The following is a 12504-nucleotide window of genomic DNA, read 5'->3' as shown; positions in this document are numbered from 1 at the left end:
CTGAGCTGAGAGGACGATAACAATGAAACACAAACGACATCTGGCCGGGATGTTGGCTGCGGCAGCGCTGCTGACGGGGTGCGGTACCGTGGTCCGCTCGTTGCCGCTGCCCGCTGCGGCAACGGCGCCCGACGCGAGCGGCGTCGCGGTCTATTTCGGCGCGCAGCCGCATCCGGAGGTCAAGACGAGTATCGGGCCGCGCGCCGAGTCGGTGCGCGTCCAGCGCGGCACGCAGGCGGAGCAGCAGACGTGCGAGCAGGCGCTGACCGAAGCGCTGAATCGCCTTCGCACGTATGCGAAGAATCATGGCGGCAATGCGGTCATCAACGTGACGACGCGGTTCCACAGCCAGCGTTCCGATTCGACGACCGAATACACCTGCGGCGTGAGCGGCGGCGCGGGCGCAATTGCCGTGTCGGGCGACGTCGTTCAACTGAACGCGCAATGACGGAGGAACGGATGAAATACGGTATGGCACTGGCGCTGGTCGGCGCGATCCTGACATCTTCGGCGGCCTATGCACGGGACACGATCGACAACTATCCGATCGAGTCCGCGCTGAAGAGCGACGAGGGCAAGCTCGACGATGGCGTCGCGCTCTATTTCGGCGATCAGCCGCACCCGCGCGTGCTCAAGTCGTACGGCACGTTTGCGACCAACAAGAAGACGAACGCGTTCGGCAAGAGCGACGAGGCGGCGTGCCGGCACGTGTTTCTGTCGGCCGTGCTCGAACTCCAGGCGCGTGCGCGCAAGGAGGGCGGCAATGCCGTCGTCGGCATCAAGAGCAACTACCGCAACGTGTTGCGCTCGAGCGAAACCGAATACACGTGCGGCGCCGGCGCCGTCATGGCCGGTGCGGCGCTGACCGGCGAGGTCGTGACGCTGAAACGCTGAACGGCAGCGCGCAGCAGGGACCGCCGGGCGGCGGCCTCGCCCGATCAGGCCGGCTTGCGTGCGGCGACGTTGACCAGCGTCTCGCGCCGCTTGCCGGGCTTCGGCGTATAGAGGCCGATGCGCTCGAGGAGCCCGAAGTCCTTCGCGCGACTCCACCACAGGTACGGGAACGACACGTTGCGGGATTCGAACGCGAACCCCGCATGACGCAGCATCGCCAGATACCCGTCGGCGCTTTTCTGCACTTCCATCGGATGGCGGAACAATAGCCTGATCACCCACGACTTGATGTACGCGTCGGTGGACTCCGCGAACAGCAGCAGTCCGCCCGGCTTCAGCACGCGGCGAAACTCGGCCAGCGCGCGGTCCTGATCGACGAGATGGTGGAAGGTCTGATGGCAGAACACGATGTCGACGCTCGAATCGGCGAGCGGAATGCGCGTGCAGTCCGCGTGATGCAGCTCGACCGGCGCAGCACAACGATGCGCTTCCTGCGATGCATGCGCGAGCGAGTCGGCGTGGCAATCGATCCCGATGATTTTCCTGGGCGAGAACGCTTCGTTCAGCAGACGGAACGACTTGCCCTGACCGCAGCCGGCATCGAGGATCACCGCCGCGGGCGGAGGCGGCGCCGCGATCAGCTGCTTCAGATCGTCGATGGCGACCCTGAGCACATGGTGCTCCCAGGTATGCGTGCGAAGAAACCAGACGCCGAAGCGGGTTTCGGGAACATAGGCGGGAGCGTGCGTGCGGTAGGACGTCATGGTCTCTCGTTGGAATGTTGGATTTGTTGAGCGCCTATTGTAGTTTGCAACGCCGGATCGTGGCGTCACAAACATAAGAACACCATCCATGGAAACGAATTGGCAAGCATGAACGAAATGAAATCGAACTCCGTCGACGTCGCGATCATCGGAGCGGGGCCGTCCGGTGCCGTCGCGGCGGCGCTGCTGCGCAAGTGCGGCCGGTCCGTACTGGTGCTCGAGCGCCAGCACTTTCCGCGCTTTTCGATCGGAGAAAGCCTGCTGCCGCAGAGCATGTGCTATCTCGAAGAGGCCGGCATGCTGCAGGCCGTCGTCGAGGCCGGTTTTCAGTTCAAGAACGGCGCGTATTTCGTTCATCGCGACCGGACGTCGTCGTTCGATTTCCGCGAGAAGTTTTCCGACGGCTGGGGTACCGCCTATCAGGTCGAACGCGCGACGTTCGACGATCTGCTGATCCGCTGTGCGGCGAGCCAGGGCGCGGACGTGCGATTCGGGCATACCGTGCGCGCGTTTGAGCCCGGGGACATGCCGCGGCTCGACGTTGTCGACGAAGCGGGAAGCGAATACGCCGTAGAGGCGTCGTTCGTCCTCGATGCGAGCGGATTCGGCCGCGTGCTGCCGCGGCTGCTCGGGCTCGAGGCGCCGACCGGGCTGCCGACGCGCGCGGCCGTGTTTTCGCACGTGCAGGACGGCCTGCCGGCCGGATCGACCGATCGCGACAAGATCTGCATTGCCGTGCATCCGGAGCGGCGCGACGTGTGGTTCTGGATGATCCCGCTGACGAACGGCCGCTCGTCGGTCGGTTGCGTGGCCGATGCCGCGTTTCTGGACGTGCCGGAGGCGCAGCAGGAATCGTTGTTGCGCGAACTGCTGCAGAGCGAGCCGACGCTCGCGCGGCTCGTCGGCAGCAAGCCGTTCGTGATGCCAGTGCGCCGTATCGCGGGCTATGCGTCGAACGTCGCGTCGCTGCACGGCCACGGCTATGCCTTGCTCGGCAACGCGGGCGAATTCCTCGATCCGATTTTCTCGTCGGGTGTGACGATCGCGATGCGCTCGGCCCATCTCGCCGTCGCCGCACTCGAACGGCAACTGCGCGGCGAGACGGTGGACTGGGCACGCGACTACGATCTCGCGTTGCGCAAGGGCATCGACACCTTCCGCGCGTTCGTCGAGCGCTGGTATTCAGGCGTGTTGCAGGACATCGTGTTTCATGAAGACAAGGCGTCCGACGTGAAGCGCATGGTGTGCTCGATTCTGGCCGGCTACGCGTGGGACGAAGCGAATCCGTTCGTGCGTGAACCGGCGCGCGGCCTCGATCTGCTGGCCGAGATCTGTCGTTCGAACGCGGCGCGCTGATTGCTGCGCGCGGTCGCGGTGCCCGTCGGCGGAAAGGGATGTCCTTTCCGCGCGTAGCAAGACGGGCGCCTCATCGCTGCCGTTCGACCGTTCGCTCGATCGCTCGATTACGCTGTCGCGCGGACCGTTGCACGTCGACAGACAACGCGCGCCCGCACCGTATCGAACGACCGCGCGACGCACCTACGGCCGCGCGGCGATTTCGTCGAGATGCCAGAGCAAATCCGCCGGGTCGTCATAGACGCGCAGCGCACCGGCGTCTTGCAGTTCCTCGGTGCCATAGCCGCCCGAGCGCAGTCCGACGCCTAGCGCGCGACAGCGGCAGGCGGCGAGCATGTCCCAGATGCTGTCGCCGACGACGACCGTGTGCTCGATCGGCACGTTGAGCCGCCGCGCGGCTTCGACGAACAGATCGGGGTCGGGTTTCGCATACTTGACCTGGTCGCGCGTCACGACGACCGCCTTCGACGCGTCGACGCCGAGCGCGTCGAGGTTGACGCTCGCCGTCTCCATCCGGCCGCTGGTGGCGATCGCCCAGCGGATGCCGGCGGCGGAAAGCGAGTTCAGCAGTTCGGTCGCGCCGGGCAGCGGGCGGACCTGCGCGCGCAGCCGCTGGTAGGCGGCCGCATGCAGCCGCGCGAGCCGCTCGATGCGATCGGTGTCGATGTTTTCCGATGTTTCGCGCAGCAGCTGGTTCAGAAAGAGGCCGCCGCTCATGCCGATTTTCCGGTGGATGCGCCACACGGACAGCTCGAGACCTTCGGCATCCAGCGCTTCCTTCCACGCGAGCACGTGCTGATAGACGCTGTCGACCAGCGTACCGTCGAGATCGAACAGAAATGACGTTTCGATGCGCATCTGAATCTCCCTGTTTCGGTTTCGCGCAAGCAAGCCGCGAATGATGGGCCAGATGCCATTGTAGTCGTGCGTTCGGCGCGCCCGCGCGAGCACGCGGGCGCGATGCCGCGGCCGGCGTCGCCGCGCGTACGCGCGGCGCGCATCCGGCCACGAGACGAGGCTCAGCTTCCCTGCAGGCGGATATCGCGCGACGACGCCCCGACATAGACGGTGCCGCCCGGCACATAGCGCCAGCCGTTACGCGCGGTGTCCCACACGCTCTGCATCCGCGGCGACACGGTGATGCGAACGTGCCGCGCCTCGCCCGGATTCAGCCGGATCTTCTCCCAGCCGACCAGCCGTTTCGGCGGTTCGTCCTTGTACGGCACGCCGAGATATACCTGCGGCGTTTCCGCGCCGGCGACACGCCCGTCGTTGCGCACCGTGAAGGCGACGTTCAGCGAACCGTCACGCTGCTTCGACACCGAAAGCCCCGAATACGCGAAGTGCGTATAAGAGAGGCCGTAGCCGAATTCGAACATCGGCTTGATGTTGTGCGCGTCGTACCAGCGATAGCCCATGTTCAGCTTCTCGGCATAGACCGGATCGCTCTCGAACGCGCCGTTTTGCCCCCAGGTCGGCGTGTCCTGATCGCGGGCCGGGAACGTGACGGGCAGCTTGCCGGACGGATTGACCGCGCCGAACAGCACGTTCGCGATCGCCTTGCCGCCGCCTTCGCCCGGATACCATGCCTCGACGATCGCCGACACGCGATCCTTCCACGGCATCAGCACCGGATTGCCGCTCTGCACGACGACGATCGTGTGCGGATTCGCACGCGCGACCGCTTCGACGAGTGCGTCCTGATTCGACGGATTCGCGAGGCTCAGGCTCTGCAGATCGCCGAAGTCTTCGCCGGCCGGCTGCGCGACGACGACGATCGCGACGTCCGAGCGCGCAGCGAGCGCTGCGGCCTGGTCGATTTCCTGCTGCGTATACGCGCGGAACGGCGATTGCTGATCGCTGTTGCCGGCGAACGTGACCTGTGCGGCCGGCGCGAGCGCGCGAATGGCCGCGACGATCGGCACATCGACCTTCAGCCAGGGATTGCGCCACCAGCTGCAGCCGGTCGACGTGCCGAACGCGAGGCCGCCGCAGCCGGCGAACGAACCGGTGACGGGATCGCGCGTATTGCCCGAGCCGCCGCCGGACATCACGGCAGCGTCGGCGTGTCCGCCGATCACCGCAATGCGCGACAGCGACGACGCGACGAGCGGCAGCTGGTTGCCGTCGTTCTTCAGCAGCACGATCGACTGCTCGGCGACGGATTGCGCGAAGCGGTTCGCGGCGGCGAAGTCGATCGCGCCGCCGGTTTTCGCCGGATCGTCCATCACGCCGACGCGGATCATCACCGCGAGCTTGCGGCGCACCATGTCGTCGAGGCGCGCGGTCGACACCGATCCGTTCGCGATCGCCTGCTTGACGGCAGCCGGCGTCAGATACACGCTCGGGCCGACGTCCTCTTCCTCGTCGAGCCCCGCATTGATCGCGGCGGCGGTGCTATGCGTCGCGCCCCAGTCGGACTGCACCTGGCCTTCGAAGCCCCATTCGTTCTTCAGCACGTCGTTGAGCAAATGGTTGTTCTCGCAAGCATAGGTGCCGTTCAGCCGGTTGTAGCTACACATCACGCTGCCGGGCCGCCCGCGCTTCGCCGCGATCTCGAACGGCAGCAGATAGAGCTCGCGCAGCGTGCGCTCGTCGATCTGGCTGTTGCCGCCCATCCGGCCATGCTCCTGCTCGTTGCCGGCGTAGTGCTTGATGGTCGCGATGACTTTCTGCCGCTGCGTCGCGAGCGTGCGCTCGGCGAGCAGGTCGCCCGCGAGCAGCGGATCCTCGCCGAGATACTCGAACAGGCGGCCGCCGCGCGGCTCGCGCGCGAGGTTCGTGCCGCCGCCGAGGCCCATGCCGAACCCTTGCGCGCGCAACTGAATCGCAACCTGCTTGCCGTAGTCGTACGAGAGGCGACGATCCCAGCTCGCGGCCACCGCGATCGTCGCGGGGAACGTCGTGCTGGCCTGCGACGTGCTGCCGGAACCGGTCGCCGAGTCGACCATGTTGAGATCGGGGATGCCGAGCCGCGGCACGCCCTGGATGTAGCCGGCACCGCCGCCAGGCACCTTCGACATTTCGTACTGGGAATGGATGAACTGCAGCTTCTCGTCGAGCGTCATCTTGCGCACGAGCAGATCGGCACGTCGCTGCGCGGCGCTCGACGCGAAGGCATCGGCGGCATCGGCCGCAGACGAAAAATCGTTCGTGCCCGCATGGACACCGGTGCAGAGGGCCGCCGCCAGGACGGCGGCCGGCCAGAGTTTGTCCCGCATGTTGCTCTCCATGATCGTATTGCGTGTTGTTCGGATGTATCTGGAGCTGCGCGCGTCCGGTGGATTCGCACCGAACGCATTCGGCTGGCGATGCGGGGTGAGGCGGGGCGGCATGCCAGCAGGCGGGGAATCGCGACGGCCGGATCGGCGCGTCCGACGTACGTCGACGAGCGTGTGCAAGCCGCACGACGCCGCGTAATCGGATGTAGCGATTCTCTGCAGCGCCTAATAGTAGGAATGTAGTTTGACTACAGCATCGGTGTTTCTACCGATACATCCGATCTTTGTTCGAGCGCGTTGCCGCACGGGTGAAAAACCGGTCATCGTTCCCGATTGCGGCTGTGCAGCGGAGTAAGAAGTGCCGGTGAAAACGCGGCTCGACGAGCGATGCGCCATGCATGCTGCGCACGATGGTGTAGGTGAGGGGCGGAGGACGGCGGTGTCGTGGCGATCGCGCGGCCAGGACGACGACGCGTTTGCGCCACGCAGATGCAGCGCCGCGCGACGATGCGCCACGAGGCACGGGTGCGAACGGGCCGGCATCGCCATGCCGGCCCTTCGGATAAGAACGATTACTTGGTGACGAGCGCGCCGGTGAGCCCTGCGCTGATCGCCGGGATCAGCAGATTCAGCACGCGGCTTGCGCGGACGAGCCCGGTGTTGTCGACATAGACGACGTCCTTCGACGCGAGCGGGAACTGGTTCGCGAGCAGCATCGACACGGGCGACTTCAGGTCGAGGTGATAGATGACGGGCACGTTGTCGGCCTGCTTGCGCAGCACGAACACCTGTTTCGCATCGGACGTCTGCTGGTTGAGCTGACCGGCCTCGGACAGCGCTTCGCTCAGCGTGAGCGTGCCGTCGCGTTGCGGCGGCACCGAGGCCGGCTTGTTGACTTCGCCCATCACGAAGACGGGATTGTCTTCGCGCGCGGCGACGTGCAACAGGTCGCCCGGCTGCAGCATGATCGTGGCCGGGTTCACGCCCGATTTCATCAGTTGTGCGACGTTCACGGGATAGGCCGTGCCGTTGCGCGTGATCGTCACGCGGCTCTGGTCCGCGGTCGGCGCAAAGCCGCCTGCGCGGTTGACCGCTTCGACGAGCGTCATCGGAATGTCGTTGATCGTCTGCGAGCCGGGCGCGCGTACCTCGCCGTCGACGTAGACCTGACCGGCGCGGAACGACGCAACGCGCACCGTGACCTGCGGTTTCACGAAGACCTTCTTCAGCTCGGCTTCGATCTCCTGCTGGACTTGCAACGGTGTCTTCCCGGCCGCGCGAATCGGTCGCGTGATGTACGGGAACTGCACGCTGCCGTCGCTTTCGATCACGAAGCCCGGTGCCGCGTCGGCGGACCGCGTGTTCTGCATCGGCTGGCCCGCGGCGGCCGCGAATTCAGGGTGATTCCACACGGTGATCTGCAGCACGTCACCCGGACCGAGTTTGTAGCCGCCGGATCTGCCGAACAGGTCGGCCGGAACCGGTGCGGCGGTCACGCTTTTCTGTTCCGCGCGAATCTGATTGACGAGCGCGAGATCGATCTGCTTGACCGGCACCTTCATGTCGCTCGTCACGTCGCCGTTGTCGGACGTGGTGACCGGCAAGGCGGGCGGATCGGCCATGTGCTGGCCTGGCGCAATTCCGCACGCGGACAGCAGCGCACAAATGGCGACGGAGAACGCGGCGCACACGCGACGCACCGCGGGGCGGTTGTTGATCGGCACGGACGTGTCGAATGGCTGGTGGCTGTTCATGTCGTTATTCAGCATCGTTAAACAAAAATATTTCTGTGAAGAACGGGCAGGTTCGCAGCCTTCGGGGCGACCGCGTACCGGCTTCGCCACCGCTGGCTCGCGCGATCCCGGCGCGTCGCGGCCCGCGGCCACTCCACTACGCACACCCGTTGCGCTTATGCCAATCGACGTTGCCGGCCGAAGCGCGCGTCGAATTCACGCTCGCGTGCTCGTCGATGATCCGCGTCCGTTCGAGGGGCCTCGATCGTTTCCGATCGACGGTTTCGCCATGACGGCTCGTGCGTCATGCAACGGTGCGCTAAACGTAGCACGAGATGAATCGGCAAACCCAGTGCTTCGCGTCATCGCTGCTTCTTAATGTAAGGCATCGCACTTAGCATGCCGCCCGTTTATCGCATAGTGGGCTCGGCAAACAGAATCGATTGTCCTGGGGTCAATCATTCGGTGGCGTGCGCATCCAACGACGTCACCGAATGCAGGGCGGGTGCCGGAGCGAAAGGTGCGGCACGAGTGGCGCGACATGCGTGACCAAACGCACGCACTGCAGCGATGAACCTGTCAGGGTGGCACTTTTGGAGCATACGCATGGCACTGGATAGACCTTCATCGAACGGGTATCGAGACGGGTCGGCAACTGTTTCTCGCGATACGTTCAAGTTGACGATGAGCGAATCGCTGCGGAACGTGCTCGATCATCGCCGTCTCTTTCTCGCCGTTTTCCTCGGCTGCCTGTTGTTGGCGACGATCTACGCGATCACGGCAACACCGGTCTATTCGGTCGACACGCTGATCAAGGTCGAGGAAAACAAACACAGCGCGCTCGGCTCGCTTTCCGAGATTTCCAACGCACTCGATATTCAAAGTTCGAGCGTCGTCGGCGAAATCGATATTGCACGTTCGCGCACCGTCGTCACGCGCGCGATGGACGAGACGCTCGCACAAGTCGACGTGTCGGTCCGCAACCCGATTCCGCTGATCGGCGGCTTCGTCGCTTCGCTTCTGCGCAAGGACCGCAACGGTCTCGTCGTGCCGCTGTTCAATACGCCGTTCTGGGCGTGGGGCGGCGAACGCGTCGAGTTCCGCAAATTCGACATTCCCGATGCGCAGATCGGCAAGAAGCTCGAGCTCGACTATCTGCCCGGCAACCGCTTCGTGCTGAGGGACAGCCACGGCGACGAAGTGCTGCGCGGCGTGGTCGGCAAGCCGACCGTCGCGAACGGTTACAACGTCGACGTGGCGCGGATCGTCGCGCGCCCCGGCACCGAGTTTCGCGTACGCCGCGAGTCGACGCAGGTGCGGCTCGATTCGATCCTGACGAAACTGAGCGGCGCGGAGACGAAGCGTCAATCGGGCATCATGCAGCTGAGCTTCGAGGATCACGATCCGGTGTATGCCGCACGGCTGCTCAACGCGATTGCGGCCGCGTATCTCGACGCGAACGCGCGGCGCCGCGCCGAAGACGCCGAGCGCAGCCTGGCGTTCCTCGATCGGCAGCTGCCGGTCGTGAAGGCGCGCCTCGAGCAAGCCGAGGAAGCGCTGAACACGTTCCGCAACGCGCAGGGATCGATCGATCCGCAGGGTGACGTGAAGCTGCTGATCGATCAATTGTCGCTCGTCGACAAGGCGCGGCTCGAAGCGAAGCTCGAGTATCAGGATCTGTCGTCGAAGTACGTCGCGGGACAACCGGAGCTCGCCGCGGTCGCGAGCAAGCTGAAGACGCTCGATCAGCAGTCGGCCGACCTGAAGAACAAGGTCGCGCACCTGCCGTCGCAACAGCAGACGTATTTGCGTCTCGCTCGCGAAGTCGAGGTCAACAGCCAGCTCTACGTCGGCCTGCTGAACAACTCGCAGCAGCTGCAGATCGCGAAGGCCGGCACGGTCGGCAATGCGTCGATCATCGACAAGGCCGATGTCAGCGACAAGCCGATCCGGCCGAAGCGCGTGCTCGTGATCGCACTGGGCGCCGCGTTGGGGCTGATTCTCGGCCTTGCCGCGACGCAGGCCAGCGCGTTGTTCTCGCGACGCGTCCGCGACCCGAAGCATCTGGAAGCGGTGGTCGGCGTGCCGATGCTCGGCGTGCTGCCTGCCGCGCCGCGTGCGCTGCAGGCCAGCGCAGGCGAGCGGCCGCCGTTCGTCGTGGCGCGCGAACATCGCGATACGCCGCTCGGCGAAGCGCTGGAAAATCTCGCGCTGCTGCTCCACTATCGGTTGACTGCGCAGCACGAAAACTCGAAGGCGGTGCTGATGACGTCGCCGGAACCGGGGCAGGGCACGTCGACGATCGCGGCCAATCTCGCCTACCTGTTCGCCGAGAGCGGCTTCAAGACGCTGCTGCTGCGCGCCGATGCGGGCGACGTCGGCACCGGGCGCACGTTGCCGATGAAGTACGAGAAGGGCCTGTCGGATCTGCTGAAAGGCACGCTCGAACTGAAGCGCGCGATCTCCCCGATCAACGATCACCTCGACGTGCTGTCGGCAGGCAAGGGTGTCGAGCCGCTGCGCAACCTGTTCCGTACGGAGCGGCTCGAGGCGCTGATCGCGTCGCTGCGCGACGAATACGACATGATCGTCGTCGATGCACCGTCCGCGCGTGCCGTCGCGAATGTCGCGATGTTGTCGCGGTTCGTCGACGTCACGTTGATGACGGCCCGGCAGGGCGCGGTGACCTACGTCGCCGTCGCGGAAGCGGTCGAGAACCTGAGCAAGGTCGGTGCGCAAGTCGACGGTCTCGTGTTCAACGGCTTCGAATCGCCGTCGCTGAGTCGCGACTCCTACGCGAGCGCGCATCGATCGACGAAGGACAGCCCGCCGCGCGAGGATGCCGGCGAAGCCGTCCCGGGCACGCTGCTGGCACGAACCGGCAGCGATTGAGAACAGCGCCGCTCGGCATGTGCCGGGCGGCGTATGACATGAGCAGCCGGGGCCTCGTCGCGCACCTGCACGGTGTCGACGCGGACGCCGCCGCAGGCAGCGGCGCCCGACTGCAGGATGCGCCGGCTCGCACGGTGCATGACCGATGGACGAATCTCGGGTTGCAGCATGACAGGTAAGACGACGGGGACGATGCGGGTCGACGGCGGATCGATGTCCGCGACGGGCCTGATGATATCGACGCTGTTCGCGATCGCGTTGCTGATCAATGCGGCGATGCCGGCGCTCGGCATGAAAGAGTCGAGCGCGGCATGCACGCTGGTGCTGGCGATGCTGGGCGTCGTCGCGCTCGTTCGAGCGCGTCCGGTGTTCTCGATCTCGATGCTCTACGTGCTCGCGATCGGATTGACTGCGTTCCTCGCAGGCGTCGGACTCGAGAACGGCGGCTATCTGCGCGAAACCGACATCACCGGCGAAGCGACCGGCGCGTTCAGCCGGCTCCTGACGTTCTATCTGATCTTCGTCGCCTGTGCGTTCGTCGCGTTCGAGCGGTTTCTGGACGAGCGCCCGGGGCGCGAGACGATCGTCGCGCGCCTTTCACGGCAGCCGGTCAGCGTAATCGTCGGCTTCGGGCTCGCGTTCGCGGTGATCGTCGTCGGCGTGCTCGCGGGTCTGACGTCCGGCTTCTCGATGTTTACCGGCATCAACCGGTACGCGCTGCGCAACGACGCGTCGAACGGCGCGATGTTCAACCTGTTCCTGAACAACCAGACCTTCGTCGGCCTGCTGCTCGGCACGATCGCGACGAATACCGACAAGCGCATTCGATGGCTGGCGATCGTCACGATGGCGGTCGACCTCGCGCTGAACGTGCTGCATGGCGAGCAGTTCATGGCCGTGCTCCACATCGGCCTCTGCACGCTGACGCCGTTTATCGCGCTGCATGCGATGAACGGCAAGCCGGTCGTGCGCTATCTGGGCATCGGCGCGGGACTCGCGCTGCTGCTCGGCACCGTGTCGATCATCTACGCATACCGCGGGCAGGGGCTCGAAGTCGCCGACGTGATCTCGTCGCGCTTCCTGCTGCAGGGCCAGCCGTGGTACGTCGTGGACAGCGATGCCGGGATGTTCTCGCCGCCGATGTACGGCGGTATCGACGCATTCTGGCGTTTCGTGCATTCGCTCGGCTCGTGGACGATGCCGACGTTTTTCAGCGACGCGCAACCGAGCGGCCTGCGCGATCTGATGATGTCGTATACCGAGCCCAAACTGCTGAAGGCATACATCTTCGACGACGTCACGTTCACGATGGGGAACATGGCCATCCCGGTGTACTGGTTCGGCTATGTCGGCGGCGCGCTCTTCGTCGCGATGACGGGCCTCGTCTATGGCGCGCTCGGTGCGTTGCAGATCCAGGTCGCGATGCGCGGCGGCGTCGTGATGCTGTGGCTGATGTCGAAGGTGTTTTCGTATGCGACGTTCGCCGTCCAGCAAGGCGAGTACTGGATGATGTTCGGCTCGCGCACCCTCTTTTACGCGGTGCTCGCGCTCCTCTGGTGGTATTGCGTCGACAAGCGAACGGCGAGCTGACTCGACGCATGCACGCGCGCGACGTCGAGCGCGTGCCGGCTACCGTTTTGGTTG

The 12504-nt window shown here is 65.3% G+C and carries 9 protein-coding genes; 5 read left to right on the top strand and 4 right to left on the bottom strand.

Going from position 1 to position 12504, the window contains the following annotated elements; all coding sequences use genetic code 11:
• The first annotated feature begins 22 nt into the window (after positions 1-22).
• Positions 23-448 carry a signal peptidase gene (locus BCR55_RS16950; protein ID WP_065495071.1) on the top strand — a complete coding sequence of 142 codons (426 nt, stop codon included), beginning with the start codon at positions 23-25 and terminating at the stop codon, positions 446-448.
• Positions 449-459: 11 nt separating this feature from the next.
• The gene (locus tag BCR55_RS16945) at positions 460-894 is read left to right on the top strand and encodes an excinuclease ABC subunit A (RefSeq protein WP_035947002.1); all 435 of its coding nucleotides are present in this window, start codon (positions 460-462) and stop codon (positions 892-894) included.
• A gap of 44 nt (positions 895-938) precedes the next feature.
• Here the strand turns inward: BCR55_RS16945 and BCR55_RS16940 are convergent, their stop codons facing one another.
• Positions 939-1658 carry a class I SAM-dependent methyltransferase gene (locus BCR55_RS16940; protein WP_065495069.1) on the bottom strand — a complete coding sequence of 240 codons (720 nt, stop codon included), beginning with the start codon at positions 1656-1658 and terminating at the stop codon, positions 939-941.
• 108 nt (positions 1659-1766) lie between these two features.
• On the opposite strand from BCR55_RS16940, the gene BCR55_RS16935 reads away from it, so the two are divergent.
• Complete coding sequence (locus tag BCR55_RS16935; RefSeq protein WP_065495067.1) at positions 1767-3014, top strand: NAD(P)/FAD-dependent oxidoreductase; 1248 nt, start codon at positions 1767-1769, stop codon at positions 3012-3014.
• Positions 3015-3197: 183 nt separating this feature from the next.
• Here BCR55_RS16935 and BCR55_RS16930 read toward each other — a convergent pair whose 3' ends face one another.
• From BCR55_RS16930 to BCR55_RS16920, 3 genes are all read right to left on the bottom strand, one after another.
• Positions 3198-3872 carry an HAD family hydrolase gene (locus tag BCR55_RS16930; RefSeq protein WP_006410330.1) on the bottom strand — a complete coding sequence of 225 codons (675 nt, stop codon included), beginning with the start codon at positions 3870-3872 and terminating at the stop codon, positions 3198-3200.
• 161 nt (positions 3873-4033) lie between these two features.
• Positions 4034-6235, bottom strand: a complete 2202-nt coding sequence (locus tag BCR55_RS16925) for a glycoside hydrolase family 3 C-terminal domain-containing protein (RefSeq protein ID WP_065496627.1) — start codon at positions 6233-6235, stop codon at positions 4034-4036.
• A gap of 572 nt (positions 6236-6807) precedes the next feature.
• A complete protein-coding gene (locus tag BCR55_RS16920; protein WP_190972351.1) occupies positions 6808-7989 on the bottom strand; it encodes a polysaccharide biosynthesis/export family protein in 1182 nt (393 codons plus the stop codon).
• A 585-nt stretch (positions 7990-8574) separates the two neighbouring features.
• On the opposite strand from BCR55_RS16920, the gene BCR55_RS16915 reads away from it, so the two are divergent.
• Together BCR55_RS16915 and BCR55_RS16910 are read left to right on the top strand one after the other, a co-directional pair.
• Positions 8575-10860 (top strand): GNVR domain-containing protein, encoded by a 2286-nt coding sequence (locus BCR55_RS16915; protein WP_065495065.1) that lies wholly within the window; start codon positions 8575-8577, stop codon positions 10858-10860.
• Positions 10861-11052: 192 nt separating this feature from the next.
• Positions 11053-12450: a DUF6418 domain-containing protein gene (locus BCR55_RS16910; protein ID WP_083211827.1), complete on the top strand. Its 1398-nt coding sequence runs from the start codon at positions 11053-11055 to the stop codon at positions 12448-12450.
• Positions 12451-12504 lie beyond the last annotated feature (54 nt).

This window comes from Burkholderia sp. CCA53 (genome assembly GCF_001685525.1).
Classification (GTDB): Bacteria; Pseudomonadota; Gammaproteobacteria; order Burkholderiales; family Burkholderiaceae; genus Burkholderia; species Burkholderia multivorans.
The sequence above is the reverse complement of the archived record's forward strand: the minus strand, read 5'-3'. Positions and strand labels throughout refer to the sequence as shown.